Below are 18,537 nucleotides of genomic sequence, written 5' to 3'. Positions count from 1 at the left end.
TCCTATACAAAACGTGCGCTAGATGCTTTGGCACTCTTTTCTTTTTTCACATAGCCTTTCTCCAGTAGGGAGAAGCCCCACTGAATCAAACCACAGATCAAAATATACTGCAAAAAGATTACAAAATAAGACTCAAAATACTGGTAACCGTAGGACGCCTCCACACGAGCAATAGCAGTGATATCCTTGATGGTCATGACAAAGACCAAGGAGGTCCCTTTGACGATATTGATCACCAGATTGGCCAAGTTAGGCAAGGCTGAGCGCAAGGCTTGAGGAAAAACAATCCTTAGATAGGCCTGGCTCGTAGTTAGCCCAATCGCATGCGCTGCCTCTAGTTGTCCCTTGTCCACCGTCAAGATCGCTGAACGCAAAATCTCCGATAAACTCCCGACTGTCATCAAACTATAAATGATAAAGGCATAATAGAGAGGGTCAAGCTTGAAAATATCAAGGTCACTTCCTATGCTTTTGAGAAATTGATTCAGCAGGCTTGGAAACAAACTATAAAAGAAGAGAATCAATAAAATCGGTGGAGTCGCTCGGATAAAGGCCAGATAGACCAGAGAAAAACTCCTCACCCCTCGAACCTTGTAAATCTGCCCCAAGGCTAAAAATAGAGCCGGTAAAAAGCTTAAGACCATAGCCACAATCATGATAATCAAGGTGATCGGCACACCCTTCAAAGTCTCCAGAAAGGTCTTTACAATATAGTCTATATCCATTTCTTACCTCCCTTTTGTTTCCAAAGACTTCTCAAGCAAACGACTCAAGCTAGAAATAACCAAGGCAATGCCCCAGTAAAGAAGCGCAACTGCCGTATAGGTTTCCAGAGAGTAGTTCCCTAAATTACGACTGATCAAGAGATTGCCTGCCCCCATAACATCAACGAAACCAATCGTATAGGCCAAGGCAGCATCCCGCATAAGATTGAGAATAGCGGTCGTTATATTGGGAAGAGCAACTTGAAAAGCTTGAGGAAAAATGATTCTCCAAAAAGTCTGACTTGGAGTCAAACCAATACTAAGCCCAGCCTCTGTCTGCCCCTTTGGAATAGCTTGATAGGCCGCCTTGAAAACCTCGGCAACAATAGCCGCAAACAAGAGAATCATCGTCAGGAGAACAAAAATAGTTTTAGACCAGTTGTTGATATCCAAACCAAGCCACCATTTCAGAAATTCTGGCAAGCCATAAAAGACTAGAAAAAGCAAGATAATCGGCGGTGTACAACGAAGGGTAAAGATATAGCCTTTGGAAATCGCTGTAAAACTCTTGTCTTCTCCTACTTGTGCCCAGGCCAAGAGACCTCCAAAAAGGGAACCAAGAAGAGTGGTAAAAAAGAGAATAGACAAGGTCATAGGAAGTGCCTGCCATAAGGTCGGCAAAAACTGAAAGACCTTGGAAAAATCATAAGAAACCATGCAAAACCCTTTCTAGTCTTGGAATTTCTGGTCTAGTCTTTGTCTACGTAACTAAAGACATCTTCTTTAAAGTATTGCTGAGATAGCTTAGCAAGCGTGCCATCTTCTTTCAATTCTTTAATTGCTTTTTCGTATTCTTTAGCAAATTTCTCACCCTTTTCATCACGGTGAATCAAGGGATAAGTTGGAATACCCTTGTATGGGAACCAGCTGAGTTTGTCCGCATATTGGTGGTAAGGGCCATCTTCTGCGGTAACTGCTTTTTCAAAGGACAGTTTGATATCAAAGAAGGCGTCATAACGTCCTTCTAAGACCCAGGCATAGGCATCTGCCACCTTAAAGGATTCAGCCGCTGTCAGCTCAATCGGTGCGTCCTGATGTTTTTCATTGTAGCTGGTGATAACATTCCATTGAGCATTCTGTGGAGAGATGGGAACCAATTTCCCTTTATTCTTAGCAAAGTCATCAATGGTTTTGTATTTCTGTTCATCTTCTTTTCTGACAGTAAATCCGATGATGCTCGCTCCGACTGGTTCAGATGGAATGACAAACTTTTTAGCTCGTTCATCTGTGTACCAAGCTCCCTTGGTTCCGATGTCATACTTGCCTGATTCCAGACCAATCAAGAGGTCGTCATCACTGGTACCCGTATATTCAAATTGATAGTTTACCAACTTCTCATCAACAGCCTTCAAAACAGCTACTTCATAACCATCTGATTCCCCTTTTTCATTGACAAAGTCATAAGGTACGTAGTTTTGTGTATGGGCAACCTTCAAGGTTATGACTTCAGCAGACGAAGCCGTTCCTCCCTCCTTGGCTGGAGCACCAGTTAAACTTCTCCCGATAATCGTTACCCCAATTACTGCAACAACTGCTACACCACCGATAATCCATGCTTTTTTACTCATCTTTTTCTCCTTTAGTTTTCAAGCGCTTCTCTCACCCACTGGATACGTTCAACTGCGATATCACTTGGAATGGTACAATCTGCCCCAAGTACCAAGCCCTGTTCCCCAGATTCTGCAACTAGTTTCTTTGCCTCAGCCTGAATGGCGTCCTTGCTACCAGTATACAGCAAGCCCGTCTTGCCATTTTCGAATCCTCCAAGAACCGTACGCCCCTTGAAAATCTCACGACCTTCCTTGAGAGTGATTCCCTCTGGTCCTACAGCCCAGTTAAAGACTTGGGCTGGATAGTCTGCAAAAAGGTGAATATCATTTCGCGCTCCCTCGTAGCCACAGATATGAAGAACAGTAACACCATCAACAGCACTAGCTGCTTCCAGAACCGTTATCTCGCTAGGTGCAATGACGGCTTGATACTCTGCTGCCGACACTCGTTGATCTTGGATACTCTGCACGCTGAGGTAGATTCCATCAGCACCAGCCTCTTCGATGACAGCTCGACTGAGACTCGCAATATCTTCTGCAATCACATCCAACACCTTTTTAAGGGCTTCAGGATCTTCCACCAAAAAATCAGCAATGAGGTCATCCCCGCCAGATACTTCCCCAAGCAGCCACTTGAGATAGGTCACAGGAGCAAAAATATTGTAAATCGCAACGATATCTTCTGTAAACTCTTGCTTGATTTTCTTAATCAAGTCCACCTGCTCTTTTATCCAAGCGTGATTTGGTCCGAGTGGTTGAATGGCCGCCAATTCTTGAAGTGATTTTCCTTTGGCAATCGCTGGATTTGGATAAGCAAAGTAGCCATCACTCATAAGTTTGATAAAGTCTGGCTGAACTTCTCTGATAAAGCGCTTATGGCCTTGAATATTCTTTTCGATAATGGCTGGATTTGAGAAACCGTGTAGCCATTCGTCTTCTGATGTGAAATGGTGCCAAAAGCCTACTGGCACACGATCAACTTTCTCACCTCTAAATGCTTTTAAAACCCATTCTCTTTTTTCTGACATTCTTATTCTCCATTTCTTACTTTTTCAACAAATAAACTGCTTGCAATATCATTTGAGCGTAGAAAGGGGAGACTGGACTTGGAAAAATCCTGAACTCCACGACATCTCGCTCCATTTTTGCAGTGCTCATTTTTTACGACGCTTATAGCGACCAAGGCCAGCAAACCGACAACTGCAATGAAGATGCCCCATCTTTTACTTTTCATAGCTCCTCCTTTTAGAGAACAGCTGCCTGCCGAATCCAGTCCAACCTCTCTAAGTCAAAGTCATCTGGAACAGTACAGTCAGCTCCCAGAAGAACGCCTTTACTACCCGCTTCGGCCAGCAACCGCCTTGTTTCATTTTGCAATTCCGCCTTGGAACCTTGATAAAGCAAACTTTTCTTGCCATTTTCAAATCCACCTAAAACAGCCTTGCCTGGAAACAACTCTTGCCCCTGTGTCAAACTAACATCTTCATGATGAGTCGCCCAGTTGACCACTTGAGCTGGATAGTCCTTAAATATCGTCACATCATTGCTCGCACCTTCAAAACCACAGATATGGAGGATATTTGTCCCACCCACCTGATTAGCTGCCTCCAAAATCGCTATATTGCTCGGTTCGATATAGGTTTTGTAGAGTGCTGGTGTGATGCGCTCATCTTGAATTTCCTGGGTGCTGAGGTAAATCCCATCAACACCGCCTTGCTGGATGATTTTTTGGGTTAGGATAGCAATATCCCCTGCAATCACATCTAGAATCGCTCTGAATCGCTCAGGATTTTCAAGCAATAGATCAGCCACTTCCCTATCTCCTCGAGAAGTTTCTGAACGGAACCAGCGCTTGAGGTAGGAGATCGGTGAAAAGATATTGTAGAAAGAAGCGATTTCTTCGGTAAAGGTCTCTCGAATCGCTTGTACCACTTCCACCTGTTGCTGAATCCATGGGTGTTCCTCACCAATCGACTCAATAGAAGTCAGTTCCTGAATGCTTGCAACCTTAGAACTATAGACATTACTTGGATAAAGGAAAAAACCGTCGCTCATGATTTTGACAAAATCAGGGTGAATCCTTTCCACATAGTTACGATGCCCATCAACACTTTTTTGAAAGATACGTGGATTATTTAATCCCTGTCCCTTTTCTTCGAGTGTTACAAAATGAAACCAAAATCCCACAGGAACTCTTTCCACTTCATCACCTCGAATCGCTCTAAAGACTAGATCTCTTTTACTTGCCATACCTTTCTCCTTCCATTTGGATTGAAACCATCTTACCACTCCTTTTCCCCTTTTCCCAATATATATTGACTATCAACTCGATTGAAAATTTCTATATCTATGAAGAAAAAATCCCTGAAAAGCTTGATGTTACTAGCCCTTCAAAGATTCACTTTATTTTCATCTATTTTCCAAAAAGAAGCTGATATAGATTTTCTATCAAGCCGATTGAATTTTTTTATATCCATCTTCATTCCCAAATTAAGTACATAATTTTATCCTAATACCAAATTACTACTGAAAAATTTATTTTCTCCCGATATTTCCTTGCACAAATCCCATGAAAACGCTACAATATTAATAGACTATTATTAGGAGGATGGGATTATGAAAATATCCAAAGTTACCATTACAATTGCTTCTACACTTGCTTCCGTCATTTTACTGACTGGCTGTGGCACAAATTCGGCAAATTCACAGACAACACAAAGTAGTACATCTGATAATCAGGTTACCATGACCTATGATCAGTTGCGTTCAAGAGAAAACACTATGTCAACTCTTTGGTATCAAAAAGCAGCTGAAACTAAGGCACTCTATCTACAAGGTTATAATGTCGCTACTGGTCGTTTAAAAGAACTACTAAAAACACAGACAGATAAACCCTACTCTATCGTTTTGGACTTGGACGAAACCGTATTAGACAATAGCCCTTATCAAGCGCAAAATGTCAAAGATGGAACAGCATTTACCCCAGAAAACTGGGATGTCTGGGTAAAAAAAGCCGCAGCCAAGGCTGTACCAGGTGCTAAAGACTTTCTCCAATTTGCAGACCAAAACGGTGTCCAAATTTACTATGTATCTGACCGTACGATAGATCAGGTAGATGATACGATCAAAAACCTAGAAAATGAAGGAATTCCTGTACAAAGCCGCGATCATCTCATGTTCTTAGAAAAAGGCGTCAAATCTAAAGAAGGTCGTAGACAAGCAGTCCAAGAAAAAACCAACTTAGTCATGCTACTAGGAGACAATCTTGTGGACTTTGCAGAGTTTTCAAAGACCTCTGAAACTGAGCGCGACCAAAAATTAGAGGAATTACAAAAAGAGTTTGGTGAGAAATTCATTATTTTCCCTAACCCAATGTACGGATCATGGGAAAGCACTGTTTACAATGGTAATAAATTGGATGCCAAGGGTCAAACTGAAGAGCGCCAAAAAAACTTACAAGGTTTTGATAAATAAAATAAGGGAGCTATCTACCAGTTTACACCAACCACAAGATATCGTATTTGTGAGAATATCAAAAAGAGACGATTTCCGCTTGGAAATCGTCTTTTTTATTATTTTATCTTGTACTTGGTATAAACCAGTATATATTCCACTAGATAGTATGCTCTATCGCTTGTACCACTTCCACCTGTTTCTGAATCCATGGGTGTTCCTCACCAATCGACTCAACTGATTGAATTTTTTTATATCCTCTCTTTCATAGCAAAGTAAGCACGTACTTTGGGTGCCACTTGCGTGCCAAAGAGCTCAATAGCTCTCAGAACTTGATCATGTGGCATAGAACCAAGCGGTAGATGGAGCATGAAACGGTCCAAGTCTAAATCCTCAATCATGCGAATCAATTTTTCTGCTACCTGATCTGGATTGCCCACAAACATGGCACCATTTGGTCCAACCTGTTCAAGATATTGCTCATAAGTCAACTCCTGCCAGTGTGGACGGTCCTTGGAAATCGCATCCACCACTTGCTTAGTCGGATGGAAATAATCTTTGACAGCCTGCTCGCCATCCTCAGCAATCCAGCCCCAAGAATGAGCACCCACTTTCAGGTCTTTATCCGCATGACCGGCATCCCTTCCAATCTCACGATAAGCTTGAATCAGCTTTTTAAAATAGCGCGGATTGCCACCGATAATGGCATAGACAATCGGCAGCCCCGCCCGAGCAATCTTCACTGTTGACTCTACATGACCACCTGTCGCCACCCACAATGGCAATTTGTCCTGAACAGGACGAGGATAGACTTCTTTGCCAGAAATCGTTTGGGTCAATTGACCTTGCCAGTCTATCTTGGTCTTTTCATTGACTAACTGGAGCAAGTCTAATTTCTCATCAAAGAGAGCTTCATAGTCTTTCAAGTCATAGCCAAACAGAGGGAAGGACTCGGTGAATGAACCACGCCCAGCCATGATCTCTGCACGTCCATTTGACAAGGCATCGATGGTAGCATATTGTTGGAACAAGCGAATCGGATCCATACTCGAGAGAATGCTGACCGCACTAGTCAAACGAATCTTCTTGGTATTGACTGCCCCAGCTGCAAGAACAATCTCTGGCGCCGATACCGCAAAGTCCTCCCGATGATGCTCCCCAATCCCGTACACATCCAAACCAACCTTATCAGCTAGCTCTATCTCTGCCACCAACTGACGAATACGTTCATCATGACTGTAAATCTGTCCAGTCGCTTCTAGAGCTGTTGTTTCACCAAATGTTGAAATTCCTAATTCTACCATCCTGTTTCCTCGCTATCTCTTTTAGTTTTAGGGTATTTTATCACTAATTAGTTTTATTTTCAATAAATTTGCTCATTAGAAAAAGCCTAGATCAACTAGACTTTCTTGGTTTATTCTACTGTTACTGACTTAGCAAGGTTACGTGGTTTGTCCACATCAAGGCCACGGTGGAGTGTTGCAAAATAAGCGACCAATTGCGTTGGTACGACCATTGAGATTGGTGAGAGGTAAGGGTGGACGGTCGTAAGGACGATATCGTCTGTCTCTTTAGCAACATTCTCTTCTGCAATAGTGAGAACCTTGGCACCACGGGCTGCGACCTCTTGGATATTTCCACGAGTATGGTTGGCAAGGACTGGATCTGATAAGAGGGCCAAGACAGGCGTTCCTTCTTCAATCAAGGCAATGGTTCCATGCTTGAGTTCCCCTGCCGCAAAACCTTCACACTGGATGTAAGAAATCTCTTTTAGCTTAAGACTGGCTTCCATGGCTACATAGTAGTCTTGACCACGTCCGATGTAAAAGGCGTTGCGAGTTGTTTCGAGAAGGTCACGAACCTTTGCATCAATGGTTTCTTTCTCAGAAAGAGTTGATTCGATAGACTGAGCTACGATTGACAACTCATGAACCAAGTCAAAGGCTTGAGCTTTGGCATTACCGTTTGCTTCTCCGACTGCTTTTGCTAGGAAGGCAAGAGCTGCGATTTGCGCAGTATAAGCCTTGGTTGATGCTACGGCAATTTCAGGACCTGCATGAAGGAGCATGGTATGGTTGGCTTCACGTGAAAGAGTTGAGCCTGGAACGTTTGTCACTGTCAAGCTTGGGATTCCCATTTCATTGGCCTTAACCAAAACTTGACGGCTGTCAGCCGTTTCACCAGACTGGCTGATAAAGATAAAGAGTGGTTTCTTGCTGAGAAGTGGCATCCCATAGCCCCACTCAGATGAGATACCAAGTTCAACTGGTGTATCTGTCAATTCTTCTAGCATCTTTTTAGAAGCAAATCCTGCGTGGTAAGATGTCCCAGCTGCAAGGATGTAGATACGGTCTGCCTCTTGAACAGCCTTGATGATAGACGGGTCTACGACTACTTGACCAGCCTCATCTGTGTAAGCTTGGATCAACTTACGCATAACTGTCGGTTGCTCATCGATTTCCTTGAGCATGTAGTAAGGATAAGTTCCCTTACCGATATCAGACAAGTCAAGCTCAGCAGTATAGCTAGCACGCTCACGGCGATTGCCATCATAGTCTTGCACTTCAACGCTATTAGCCTTGACGATTACCAACTCTTGGTCATGGATTTCCATGTATTGGTTGGTTTCACGAATCATAGCCATGGCATCTGAGCAGACCATGTTATAGCCATCTCCAAGACCAATCAAAAGTGGTGATTTATTCTTAGCCACGTAGATGACTTCAGGATTTTGTGAATCAACCAAGGCAAAGGCATAAGACCCACGGATGATGTGAAGAGCTTTTTTGAAGGCTTCAAGAACTGACAAGCCATCTTCTTCAACAAATTTCCCAATCAAGTGAACAGCAATTTCCGTATCTGTTTGCCCCTTGAAGTGGTGACCTGCAAGGTATTCTTCCTTGATTTCAAGGTAGTTCTCAATCACCCCATTGTGCACCAAGACAAAACGTCCAGTCTCAGAGCGGTGTGGGTGAGCATTGTCCTCCGTTGGTTTTCCGTGAGTCGCCCAACGCGTATGTCCGATACCAGTTGTACCCTCAACACCAGCTGTCTTTGCAGATAATTCTGCGATACGACCGACAGCCTTGACTAGATGATTTTCAGCACCACCTAGGACAAAAATCCCCGCAGAATCATAACCACGGTATTCGAGCTTTTCAAGCCCCTGAATCAAAATATCAGTTGCATTTGTGTTTCCAACAACACCAACAATTCCACACATAGTATATACGACACAGACCAGCTGTGCTTTCTCCTTAAATTGGTATAGTCTGATTTCCCTTTTACAGAATCAGCAAAAACAGTATATACTTGTTTTTCTCACTTGTCAAGGATAAAAATTGGTATAGTTTTTCTACCTGGTATTTTATCAAGATTTCACTTGATATCTGACAAGTCAGCATCAATTACTTATAATAAAAAGAGGAGGTATTTGCCATGTGGTTTTTCTTCGCACTTTTATCAGCTGTCTTTGCAGCCTTAACGTCAATTTTAGCCAAGATTGGGATTGAGGGAGTTCCATCCAATCTAGCAACTGCTATTCGTACGGTCATCGTCATTCTTATGGCCTGGGCCATGGTTTTCTTGACCAATAGTCAGACTGAAATTGTCAACATCAGTAGAAAAAGTTGGCTCTTTCTCATCTTATCTGGTTTAGCCACTGGCGCCTCTTGGCTCTGCTACTACAAGGCCCTACAGATGGGCAATGCGACTGAGGTATCTGCTGTCGATAAATTCAGTCTCGTCATTACCCTTGTTCTAGCCTTTTTCTTTCTACAGGATATCCTGACATTTAAAACAATTATTGGCTGTATCCTGATTACGATCGGAACCTTAGTGATAATATTGTAATAAAAAGTGAGATGAACACCATCTCACTCTTTTTATTCTTAAAATCCATTATGGTCGCTGAGTTCTTTGAACCAATGGCCTGATTTCTTCAGGCGACGTTCCTGTGTTTCCAAGTCAAGTTCAATCAAACCGTAGCGGTTTTTATAACTGTTGAGCCATGACCAGCAGTCAATAAAGGTCCAAATCAAGTAGCCCTTACAGTTAGCACCGTCTTCAATAGCACGATGTAGTTCACGCAGATGCCCTTTGACAAAGTCAATACGATAGTCGTCCTGAATTATCCCATCTTGACGGAATTTTTCTTCACCTTCAACACCCATGCCATTCTCTGTCAGCATCCACTCAATATTACCATAATTTTCCTTGATATTTTGAGCGATATCATAAATCCCCTGCTCGTAGATTTCCCAACCGCGGTGAGGATTGATTTTACGGCCCGGCATGACGTAAGGCTCATAGAAATGTTCAGGCAAGAGCGGGCTATCAGGATGTTTAGCAAAACGTGGAGCCATGACGCGCAAGGGTTGGTAATAGTTGACTCCAAGAAAGTCCACAGTATGCTCCCGAATAAGATCCAACTCTTCAGCTGTAGAATCTGGCAGCAAATCATGCTCAGACAAGATTTCTACCAACTCCTGTGGATAAGCCCCCGAGACAGACGGATCTAGGAAAGATTGGGCTTGGAAGAGGTCGGCAATACGAGCAGCCTTGACATCTGCAGGATGCTGGCTACGTGGATAGGCTGGTGTCAAGTTAAGGACAATTCCAATCTTGGAATCAGGCAAAACTTCATGACAGACCTTAACCGCAAGACTGCTAGCCAGTTGCGTATGATAAGCAACCTTAACCGCCGCTTTGGCATCTACCTTGTGAGGATAGTGGGCATCGTAAAAATAGCCAAATTCTACGGGGACAATGGGCTCGTTAAAGGTAATCCATTGGTCCACCAAGTCACCATAAGTCTCAAAACAAAAACGAGCATAGTCTTCATAAGCCTTGACGGTTGTCTTATTTTCCCAACCATCCCCATCTTCTTGGAGGGCAAAAGGCAGGTCAAAGTGATAGAGATTGACTAAGAGACGAATCCCCTTGGCCTTAATAGCTTCAAAGACCTGACGGTAGAAAACCACCCCTTGCGGATTGACCTCTCCACGGCCCTGTGGGAAAATACGAGACCACTGGATAGAAGTTCGGAAGGCTGTATGCCCAGTCTCTACCAAAAACTCAATATCCTTTTCCCAGTTTTCATAGAAAGTTGATGTTTTGTCAGGTCCAATCCCATTGTAGTAGCGATTTGGTTCTACTTGGAACCAATAATCCCAGAGATTATCTCCTTTACCATCACCAAGCACTCGTCCTTCTGTCTGTGGTCCAGAAGTAGAGGAACCCCAAACAAAATCCTTTGGAAATTTTAGCATAGCTTTACCTCTTCGTTTACTCATTTTTCCCATTATATAGAAAAAACAAGGTAAAAACTAGTTACATTTTTGCCTTGTTTTTCTTCTGATTATAGTTTTTATTTCTTGCTTAGGATTTCAAGGGTTTCGAGCAAGTTGTCTGCGTGAACTTCAATTGTGTCACCAGTTGCCTTGATCTTAACTTCTACGATACCATCAGCCGCTTTCTTCCCAACAGTGATGCGGATTGGAAGACCAATCAAGTCGCTATCGCTGAATTTAACCCCGACACGTTCGTTACGGTCATCTGTCAAGACTTCGTAACCAGCTTCCATCAAGTTGGCTTCAAGTTTCTCTGTCAAGACTTGCGCTTCTTCATCTTTGACATTGACAGTGATCAAATGCACATCAAATGCTGCCAATTCTTTAGGGAAGTTAACTCCCCAAGCATAACGGTATTCACCTTTTGGCGTTTTGTTGACAAAGAGGCGAGCGTGTTGCTCTATAACGGCTGAGAGGAGACGACTAACACCGATACCGTAACAACCCATGATGATTGGCACAGCACGGCCATTTTCATCCAAGACATCTGCACCCATGCTTGCTGAATAACGAGTTCCGAGTTTGAAAATATGACCAATCTCGATACCACGCGCGAAGTTTAGAACACCTTGTCCGTCTGGTGAAATTTCACCCTCACGAACTTCACGGATATCCACATATTCTGCAGTGAAGTCACGACCTGGGTTCACGCCCGTCAAGTGATAGCCATCTTCATTAGCCCCCACAACAGCATTGCGAACATCTTGCACCTTACGATCTGCAATGATTTTCACATTCTCTGGCAAAGCAACTGGGCCAAGCGAACCAAATCCTGCTGGGATAACACTTGCTACTTCTTCTTCGCTCGCAACATCAAAGAAATCTGCACCCAAATGGTTTTTCAACTTGACTTCGTTGAGTTGGTCATTTCCAACTAGAAGGGCTGCAACAAGTTCTCCATCTGCCATGTAGAAGAGAGTTTTAATCGTTTGCTCTTCTGGCACGTTAAGGAAGGCTGCCACTTCATCAATGGATTTAACACCTGGAGTTTCGACGCGAATCACTTCTTCTTCCGCAACGACACGGTTGCTTGGTTTGTACTCGTTTGTTGCCATTTCTAAGTTAGCTGCATAGCTAGACTCACTTGAGTAGGCAATGGTGTCTTCACCAGAAACCATCCATTTGAGCAATTCTGCCTTGATTTCTTCTTGCACTTCTGCAGGAATTTCATCAAATGAGGCAACTGACTTGTCTAAGACAACCCAGCGGTCGAGGTCTGTACGGGCTGGTGTAATGGCCATGAATTCTTGGCTATCCTTACCACCCATGGCTCCACCGTCACCGATGATGGCCTTGAAGTCCAAGCCACTACGAGTGAAAATACGTTCGTAGGCCGCTTTGTACTCGTCATAAGTCACATCTAAACTATCGTAATTAGCATGGAAACTATAGCCGTCTTTCATGATAAATTCACGCGTACGAAGAAGTCCGTTACGTGGACGTTTTTCATCACGGTACTTAGGCTGAATTTGGTAAAGGTTGAGTGGCAATTGCTTGTAAGACTTGACAGAGTCACGGACAATAGCTGTAAAAGTCTCTTCGTGTGTCGGACCTAGGATAAAGTCTGACTTTTCACGATTTTTCAGTTTATAAAGGTCTTCACCATAGGTTTCATAACGGCCTGATTCACGCCAAAGATCAGCACTGAGAAGGGCAGGAGCCAACATCTCCACCGCACCAATCTTATCAAACTCTTGGCGCATGATGTTCTTGGCCTTTTCAATCACACGATTAGCAAGTGGTAGGTATGAATAAACACCAGCAGAAACTTGACGAACATAACCAGCACGCAACATAAGGGCATGGCTGATAACTTGAGCATCGCTTGGCATTTCGCGAAGCGTAGGGATTAGCATTTTACTTTGTTTCATAATATTCCTCGATTATCTAAAAGAAGAGTCGCATAATGTCATTCCAGGTCACAGCTAGCATCAAGACAACCATGATAACTACACCAGCCATGGTGACATAGGTTTCAATTTCTTGTTTAAGGGGTTTCCGGCGGATAGCCTCTAGGATATTGAGCACAATCTTTCCACCATCCAAAGCCGGGATCGGAATCAAGTTAAAAATCCCGATATTGATGGAAATCATGGATAGGAAATAGAGGACATTCTCAATTCCATTTTTAGCAGCATCGCTACTTGCTTTAAAGATGGCAACGGGACCACCGAGTTTGTTCAAATCTGGATGGAAAATCAAGTTTTTCAGAGCCGAAAGGATGCGAAGCCCTGAGTCAGCAGCGGTTGTAAAGCCACCAACAAACATGGATAGAAAGTCTGACTTAACTCCCGGTTGAACCCCGAGAATGTAACGTCCTTGATTCTCTTCTGGAGTCACCGTGACTTGTTTTTCGCTACCATTTTCAGAAATGGTCACATCCAATGTCGGAGCTGTCTTGTCCTTGGTATCTTCTTCCACAGCCTGGGTTAAGTCTTGCCAATTTTTAACCTCATGCGAGCCGACCTTGGTAATTTGGGCAGTTTCAGCTACACCTACCTTAGCCAAAGCTCCCTCTGGCATGACGTGAAAGAGATTGGTCTGAGTATCTCTAACACCACCTTGCAAAAAGATCAAAATCCAAAAAACAACAACGCCTAAGATAAAGTTATTCATAGGACCTGCAAAGTTGGTGATGAGCTTACCCCAGATAGAAGCATTTTGATACTGTACATCCAGAGGAGCGATGCGCACTTCGGTTCCGTCTTCTTCAACAACCGTTGCATCATGATCCACTGCAAAAATCTTTTCTTCTTCCAGGACCAAACCCTTGATAAAGAGCTTGTCTTCGAAATCAAACTGGGTTACCTGCATAGGAAGAGCCGTTTGATCCAGTTTCTTCCCTGAGAGGTTGATCCGTTTGACCTTACCATCGTCGGCAAGTGTTAAACTGACTGGAGTTCCTGTCTTGATTTCTGCCGCATCATCACCCCAGCCTGCCATACGAACATAGCCTCCTAGAGGAAGGATTCGAATGGTATAAGCAGTGCCATCCTTGCCGATATGGGAAAAAATCTTGGGCCCCATACCAATGGCAAATTCACGAACTAGAATGCCTGATTTCTTGGCAAAATAAAAATGTCCAAACTCATGCACTACCACAATAATCCCAAAAACCAGGATAAAGGTTAGCAATCCAATCATTCAATATTCCTTTCTTTAAAACAGGCCAAATAAGTGCATCATTGGAAACACAATCAGCATGCTGTCAAAGCGATCCAACACACCGCCATGTCCAGGGATAAATTTTCCAGAATCCTTAACACCGAAATGGCGTTTCATGGCACTCTCAATTAAGTCACCAAACTGACCTGCCACACTGAAGAAGGCAGCAAAGAGACTCATTCTATAAATCCCATAAGGAAGAGCAACTGTGCTGTCCACTAACATGAAGATTACCGTTATCAGTACAGCACCTAGAATACCACCGATGAAGCCCTCAATACTCTTATTAGGAGAAACCCTCGGGGCTAACTTATGCTTACCAAAATTCACCCCCGTCAGATAAGCTGCACTATCTGTCGCCCAAACGATAAAGAGAGCCAGAAGAACCTTATCAAATCCAGCTATACGAGCATCTAGTAAGGCATTGAAACCAAAACCAACATAAAAACTCACAGCAATCGGAAAGGCAGCATCTTCAATTGTATAGTTTTTACTGAAAACGGTTGTCCCTAACATTATTGTAATCAAAACACTGTAGGCAACTACATTGCCATCAACCGGCAAAAAAGTTAGGTAATTTTCTAAGGGGATTGTGAGAGCAAAGGTTGCAAGGAGGGTCAAGGTGCCCTCAATGGTCATGCTCTTTAGTCCCTTCATGTGCAGGAGCTCATGAACGCCTAGCATTGCTAACAAGCCAATCCCTATCTGCAACAGGAGCCCGCCAACAAACAAGACGGGAAGGAAGATAAGCAGAGCCAGTCCGGCAAACAGTGTTCTCTCTTGTAAATCCTTGGTCATATTTTCTCCTAAACTCCTCCAAATCGGCGTTGTCGACGATTGTAGGCAAGAATTGCTTCCTGTAAGGCTTCCTCGTCAAAATCAGGCCACAGGGTATCCGTAAAATAGAGCTCACTATACGCCCCCTGCCATGGAAGGAAATTGCTCAAGCGTAATTCTCCACTGGTACGAATAATCAAGTCCGGATCTCGCACATCCTTAGGCAAATGTTGGGTGAAGAGATAGTTGCCAATCAATTCCTCTGTGATATCACCCGGATTGATTTTCGCATCTAAAACATCCTGAGAAATTAGCTTAACAGCCTGTGTAATCTCAGCACGTCCACCATAGTTAAGAGCAAAATTGAGAATCAAACCCGTATTGTTCTTAGTCAATTCCTCTGCTTTTGTCAAAGCTTCAAAAGTTGGCTTAGGCAAACGGTCCGTCTCCCCAATCATCTGAATTTTAACATTATTTGCATGCAATTCAGGAACATAGTTATCATAAAACTCGACTGGTAAGTTCATGATAAACTTGACTTCCTGATCTGGACGAGTCCAATTTTCCGTAGAAAAAGCATAGACCGTAATAACCTTAACGCCCAGTTTGTTGGCCGCCTTGGTCACCTTTTGAAGGGATTCCATCCCTGCCTTGTGTCCGAAAACCCGTGGTTGCATGCGTCTTTTAGCCCAGCGACCATTCCCATCCATGATGATGCCAATATGATTAGGAACCTGTATTGGAACCTCTACTTCTGCAGCTTTATCTTTCTTAAAAAATCCAAACATGATCTTATTCCTATTCAAAAATCTATCGTTTTATTATACCATACTTCCCTATTTTCTTCTATTGCTAAGTTACTATCATTACTTGTAAGTAACAAAAAATAAGCCGCCTGATTGGGCGACCTTATTTTATAGGGAGATTATTATGAAAAAGTTTTAGGAGTTTAAGTTAAGTTTCTCTTAACTTATGGACTTAGTATACCGCCCCTAACTTAAATTTTTCTTAAGTTTTTTGAAAAAGTGAGATTTTTCCATTTTTCTTGCCAATTTTTCTTGGACAAGCGCTCTTGGTAGAGCTTCATCCGGTCCTCATTGTCTAGGAAATGAGGAGTTGGGGATACGTAAAAGTTAAAAATATCCTCTAAACCATAAGGCGCAAAGAGCTCTAAAGTTGCGTCGGCATTCAAGCGAAGCCCTATCGCTGTACAGCGCTCGGGATATTTACTCATGGCATCACGAGAACTCGTGTAAGGCGCTGTGTGGGGACTGTGTAGATGCATATAAACCTGATTTTTCAACTCCCACTGATACTGAGGGAAATCTTCTCTCAGCTTGTTCTCTAGGGATACTGTTTCCTCATAAGAAACATCTGGATTAAAGAAAATCACATCCACATCCGTTTCACAGTCAAAAGGCGATTTGTCTGACAAGAGATTCCAGATGAAATTCCTGACAGAACCTGCTGCCAACCAAGAGTCTTTCAAACCAAGGTCACGAATGATGGTCAGAATGGTCATCATATCTGGATTTTCTCTGAAAGCATCTAGAATTTCTTGCTCATTTTTCACTGTATTCATAGCCTAAATGCTCATATGCCTTAGCAGTTGCCACCCGTCCAGAACGAGTTCGCATGATAAAGCCTTTCTGAATCAGGTAAGGTTCGTACATATCTTCGACCGTCTCACGCTCCTCGGCGATATTAACCGAAAGGGTTCCTAAACCGACAGGACCACCACCGTACATCTCAATCATGGTACGAAGAATCTTTTGATCCACATAGTCTAGACCTTCACGGTCAACATCTAGCATGGTTAATGCCTTATCGGTAATGACATCATCGATAACCCCATTCCCCATAATCTGGGCAAAGTCGCGCACGCGCTTAAGGAGACGATTGGCGATACGAGGAGTTCCACGACTGCGTAAGGCCAACTCAGCTGCAGCTTCATGAGTGATTTCCATCTCAAAAATATCTGCTGTCCGCTCAACAATTTCCGTCAAATCATTATGGGCATAGTATTCCATATGACCTGTAATCCCAAAACGTGCTCGCAGAGGATTTGAAAGCATACCGGCTCGGGTTGTCGCACCAATCAAGGTGAATGGTGGCAAGTTCAAATGAACACTACGACTACCCTCACCAGCCCCAATCATGATATCAATGTAGAAGTCCTCCATGGCACTGTAAAGCACCTCTTCCACCGACATGGGCAAGCGATGAATTTCGTCAATAAAGAGGACATCTCCAGGCTCCAAATCATTCAAAATCGCTACCAAGTCACCCGCTTTTTCAATGACAGGACCAGACGTTTGCTTGAGATTGACTCCCAGTTCATTGGCAATAACAAAGGCCATGGTCGTTTTCCCCAAACCTGGAGGCCCAAATAAGAGTACATGATCCAGTGCTTCATCCCGCATTTTGGCAGCTTCGATAAAGATTTGCAGCTGATCCTTGACCTTATCCTGCCCAATATATTCACGTAAATACTGAGGGCGGAGGGTACGTTCTACCAACTCCTCATCCCCCATGATTTCATTATCTAAAATTCTACTCATAGCTCTATTATATCAAAAATCCAAGCCACAAACAAAAAAGCCACCTGATTGGGTGGCCTCTTTAGGGAGATTATTATGAAAAAGAAAAGTTTAGGATTTCATTAAATAAAGTTAGGAGGTCTTTATTTAATGATTATATAATACAAGATGAATCTTAAAGCTAACTTAACTTTTTCTCTGATTGATCATTTTTTTAAAAATTTTTTTCGAATGGAATTTTCCTCTCCAAGCCATAAAAAAGCCACCTGATTGGGTGACTTCTTTAGGAGATTATGATGAAAAAGAAAAGTTTGGGATTTCATTAAATAAAGGGTACTCAATGAAAATCGAAACCAGACTAGGCAGATAGGCGCAAGCATAACTATAGTTAGCTAAGTCGACTCTAACGAAGGTTGATGAGATTTTCGAAAAGTATTAGGAGGTCTTTATTTAATAACTATATGATACAAGAGGAGACTTAAACTTTACTTAAGAAAAAATAATTTTTTTTATCTTTTTCGATCCACCCAAATCATTCCTGTACAATCATAAGTAGATAAGGTTTCAAATCCCAGAGAACGATAGAATCCCAAGGTTTTTTCTGTCTGATCGGTCACTAGTTGGACTTGATAGGCATCTTTGAAGTCACCTAAAGCCTCTTTCATCAAGTTGCTACCAATCCCTTGGCGCTGATAGCTAGGCAAAACGATCAAATCCTGGACAAAAATCGATGAAAAACCATCCCCGACCAAACGGACCAAGCCCACCACGGCATCGCCATCAAGTGCCAGATAAATTGCTAATGAGTTAGATAAGGCCTTCTCCAACATCTGAGGTTGATGGGTATAATTTGTCCAACTGACTGCCTGATAGAGATGCAAAACATCCTCTAACTTAACAACTTCTTGCTTTCTAATAGTTATCATATCAATACCTC

Annotated in this window: 18 protein-coding genes; 2 read left to right on the top strand and 16 right to left on the bottom strand. The window is 42.9% G+C overall.

Going from position 1 to position 18,537, the window contains the following annotated elements; genetic code table 11:
• Positions 1 to 2: 2 nt before the first annotated feature.
• From FOA33_RS01350 to FOA33_RS01325, 6 genes are read right to left on the bottom strand one after another with little or no spacing between them, the layout of a single operon-like run.
• Positions 3 to 725: an amino acid ABC transporter permease gene (locus tag FOA33_RS01350; RefSeq protein WP_221160386.1), complete on the bottom strand. Its 723-nt coding sequence runs from the start codon at positions 723 to 725 to the stop codon at positions 3 to 5.
• A 3-nt stretch (positions 726 to 728) separates the two neighbouring features.
• Positions 729 to 1,421, bottom strand: coding sequence for an amino acid ABC transporter permease (locus FOA33_RS01345; RefSeq protein ID WP_221160385.1), 693 nt, complete (start codon positions 1,419 to 1,421; stop codon positions 729 to 731).
• Between the two features lie 32 nt (positions 1,422 to 1,453).
• Positions 1,454 to 2,332, bottom strand: a complete 879-nt coding sequence (locus FOA33_RS01340) for a transporter substrate-binding domain-containing protein (protein WP_221160384.1) — start codon at positions 2,330 to 2,332, stop codon at positions 1,454 to 1,456.
• 11 nt (positions 2,333 to 2,343) lie between these two features.
• Positions 2,344 to 3,342: a uroporphyrinogen decarboxylase family protein gene (locus tag FOA33_RS01335; protein ID WP_221160383.1), complete on the bottom strand. Its 999-nt coding sequence runs from the start codon at positions 3,340 to 3,342 to the stop codon at positions 2,344 to 2,346.
• Between the two features lie 2 nt (positions 3,343 to 3,344).
• Positions 3,345 to 3,548 (bottom strand): hypothetical protein, encoded by a 204-nt coding sequence (locus FOA33_RS01330; RefSeq protein ID WP_221160382.1) that lies wholly within the window; start codon positions 3,546 to 3,548, stop codon positions 3,345 to 3,347.
• 11 nt (positions 3,549 to 3,559) lie between these two features.
• A complete protein-coding gene (locus tag FOA33_RS01325; RefSeq protein ID WP_221160381.1) occupies positions 3,560 to 4,564 on the bottom strand; it encodes a uroporphyrinogen decarboxylase family protein in 1,005 nt (334 codons plus the stop codon).
• 366 nt (positions 4,565 to 4,930) lie between these two features.
• Between FOA33_RS01325 and FOA33_RS01320 the strand changes: the two genes are divergently transcribed.
• Positions 4,931 to 5,788 (top strand): 5'-nucleotidase, lipoprotein e(P4) family, encoded by an 858-nt coding sequence (locus tag FOA33_RS01320; protein ID WP_221160380.1) that lies wholly within the window; start codon positions 4,931 to 4,933, stop codon positions 5,786 to 5,788.
• Between the two features lie 230 nt (positions 5,789 to 6,018).
• On the opposite strand, the gene FOA33_RS01315 is transcribed toward FOA33_RS01320, so the two are convergent.
• Positions 6,019 to 7,071 (bottom strand): LLM class flavin-dependent oxidoreductase, encoded by a 1,053-nt coding sequence (locus FOA33_RS01315; RefSeq protein ID WP_221160379.1) that lies wholly within the window; start codon positions 7,069 to 7,071, stop codon positions 6,019 to 6,021.
• Positions 7,072 to 7,181: 110 nt separating this feature from the next.
• Complete coding sequence (glmS, locus tag FOA33_RS01310; RefSeq protein WP_221160378.1) at positions 7,182 to 8,990, bottom strand: glutamine--fructose-6-phosphate transaminase (isomerizing); 1,809 nt, start codon at positions 8,988 to 8,990, stop codon at positions 7,182 to 7,184.
• Positions 8,991 to 9,205: 215 nt separating this feature from the next.
• Here glmS and FOA33_RS01305 point away from each other — a divergent pair, with 215 nt between their 5' ends.
• The gene (locus FOA33_RS01305) at positions 9,206 to 9,619 is read left to right on the top strand and encodes an EamA family transporter (protein ID WP_221160377.1); all 414 of its coding nucleotides are present in this window, start codon (positions 9,206 to 9,208) and stop codon (positions 9,617 to 9,619) included.
• A 38-nt stretch (positions 9,620 to 9,657) separates the two neighbouring features.
• Here the strand turns inward: FOA33_RS01305 and FOA33_RS01300 are convergent, their stop codons facing one another.
• The 8 genes from FOA33_RS01300 to FOA33_RS01265 form a co-directional block, all read right to left on the bottom strand.
• Positions 9,658 to 11,037 (bottom strand): glycoside hydrolase family 1 protein, encoded by a 1,380-nt coding sequence (locus tag FOA33_RS01300; protein WP_221160376.1) that lies wholly within the window; start codon positions 11,035 to 11,037, stop codon positions 9,658 to 9,660.
• A gap of 98 nt (positions 11,038 to 11,135) precedes the next feature.
• Complete coding sequence (locus FOA33_RS01295) at positions 11,136 to 12,989, bottom strand: proline--tRNA ligase (RefSeq protein WP_221160375.1); 1,854 nt, start codon at positions 12,987 to 12,989, stop codon at positions 11,136 to 11,138.
• A 16-nt stretch (positions 12,990 to 13,005) separates the two neighbouring features.
• Complete coding sequence (gene rseP / locus FOA33_RS01290; RefSeq protein ID WP_221160374.1) at positions 13,006 to 14,262, bottom strand: RIP metalloprotease RseP; 1,257 nt, start codon at positions 14,260 to 14,262, stop codon at positions 13,006 to 13,008.
• A gap of 15 nt (positions 14,263 to 14,277) precedes the next feature.
• Complete coding sequence (locus FOA33_RS01285) at positions 14,278 to 15,081, bottom strand: phosphatidate cytidylyltransferase (RefSeq protein WP_221160373.1); 804 nt, start codon at positions 15,079 to 15,081, stop codon at positions 14,278 to 14,280.
• A gap of 8 nt (positions 15,082 to 15,089) precedes the next feature.
• Positions 15,090 to 15,848: an isoprenyl transferase gene (locus FOA33_RS01280; RefSeq protein ID WP_221160372.1), complete on the bottom strand. Its 759-nt coding sequence runs from the start codon at positions 15,846 to 15,848 to the stop codon at positions 15,090 to 15,092.
• A gap of 209 nt (positions 15,849 to 16,057) precedes the next feature.
• Positions 16,058 to 16,642 carry a nucleotidyltransferase family protein gene (locus tag FOA33_RS01275; RefSeq protein WP_221160371.1) on the bottom strand — a complete coding sequence of 195 codons (585 nt, stop codon included), beginning with the start codon at positions 16,640 to 16,642 and terminating at the stop codon, positions 16,058 to 16,060.
• Complete coding sequence (gene ruvB, locus FOA33_RS01270; protein ID WP_311043415.1) at positions 16,623 to 17,621, bottom strand: Holliday junction branch migration DNA helicase RuvB; 999 nt, start codon at positions 17,619 to 17,621, stop codon at positions 16,623 to 16,625. The genes FOA33_RS01275 and ruvB overlap by 20 nt, the downstream gene beginning before the upstream one ends.
• A 488-nt stretch (positions 17,622 to 18,109) precedes the next feature.
• Positions 18,110 to 18,526, bottom strand: coding sequence for a GNAT family N-acetyltransferase (locus FOA33_RS01265; protein ID WP_221160370.1), 417 nt, complete (start codon positions 18,524 to 18,526; stop codon positions 18,110 to 18,112).
• Positions 18,527 to 18,537: the final 11 nt, after the last annotated feature.

Origin of the sequence: Streptococcus cristatus (genome assembly GCF_019685515.1) — a bacterium.
Lineage (GTDB): Bacteria > Bacillota > Bacilli > Lactobacillales > Streptococcaceae > Streptococcus.
The sequence above is the reverse complement of the archived record's forward strand: the minus strand, read 5'-3'. Positions and strand labels throughout refer to the sequence as shown.

Bases quoted from the DNA above. Each gene is read 5' to 3' on its own strand.
- FOA33_RS01350 (WP_221160386.1), bottom strand. From the start codon at position 725: ATGGATATAGACTATATTGTAAAGACCTTTCTGGAGACTTTGAAGGGT.
- FOA33_RS01345 (WP_221160385.1), bottom strand. From the start codon at position 1,421: ATGGTTTCTTATGATTTTTCCAAGGTCTTTCAGTTTTTGCCGACCTTA.
- FOA33_RS01340 (WP_221160384.1), bottom strand. From the start codon at position 2,332: ATGAGTAAAAAAGCATGGATTATCGGTGGTGTAGCAGTTGTTGCAGTA.
- FOA33_RS01335 (WP_221160383.1), bottom strand. From the start codon at position 3,342: ATGTCAGAAAAAAGAGAATGGGTTTTAAAAGCATTTAGAGGTGAGAAA.
- FOA33_RS01330 (WP_221160382.1), bottom strand. From the start codon at position 3,548: ATGAAAAGTAAAAGATGGGGCATCTTCATTGCAGTTGTCGGTTTGCTG.
- FOA33_RS01325 (WP_221160381.1), bottom strand. From the start codon at position 4,564: ATGGCAAGTAAAAGAGATCTAGTCTTTAGAGCGATTCGAGGTGATGAA.
- FOA33_RS01320 (WP_221160380.1), top strand. From the start codon at position 4,931: ATGAAAATATCCAAAGTTACCATTACAATTGCTTCTACACTTGCTTCC.
- FOA33_RS01315 (WP_221160379.1), bottom strand. From the start codon at position 7,071: ATGGTAGAATTAGGAATTTCAACATTTGGTGAAACAACAGCTCTAGAA.
- glmS (WP_221160378.1), bottom strand. From the start codon at position 8,990: ATGTGTGGAATTGTTGGTGTTGTTGGAAACACAAATGCAACTGATATT.
- FOA33_RS01305 (WP_221160377.1), top strand. From the start codon at position 9,206: ATGTGGTTTTTCTTCGCACTTTTATCAGCTGTCTTTGCAGCCTTAACG.
- FOA33_RS01300 (WP_221160376.1), bottom strand. From the start codon at position 11,037: ATGCTAAAATTTCCAAAGGATTTTGTTTGGGGTTCCTCTACTTCTGGA.
- FOA33_RS01295 (WP_221160375.1), bottom strand. From the start codon at position 12,989: ATGAAACAAAGTAAAATGCTAATCCCTACGCTTCGCGAAATGCCAAGC.
- rseP (WP_221160374.1), bottom strand. From the start codon at position 14,262: ATGATTGGATTGCTAACCTTTATCCTGGTTTTTGGGATTATTGTGGTA.
- FOA33_RS01285 (WP_221160373.1), bottom strand. From the start codon at position 15,081: ATGACCAAGGATTTACAAGAGAGAACACTGTTTGCCGGACTGGCTCTG.
- FOA33_RS01280 (WP_221160372.1), bottom strand. From the start codon at position 15,848: ATGTTTGGATTTTTTAAGAAAGATAAAGCTGCAGAAGTAGAGGTTCCA.
- FOA33_RS01275 (WP_221160371.1), bottom strand. From the start codon at position 16,642: ATGAATACAGTGAAAAATGAGCAAGAAATTCTAGATGCTTTCAGAGAA.
- ruvB (WP_311043415.1), bottom strand. From the start codon at position 17,621: ATGAGTAGAATTTTAGATAATGAAATCATGGGGGATGAGGAGTTGGTA.
- FOA33_RS01265 (WP_221160370.1), bottom strand. From the start codon at position 18,526: ATGATAACTATTAGAAAGCAAGAAGTTGTTAAGTTAGAGGATGTTTTG.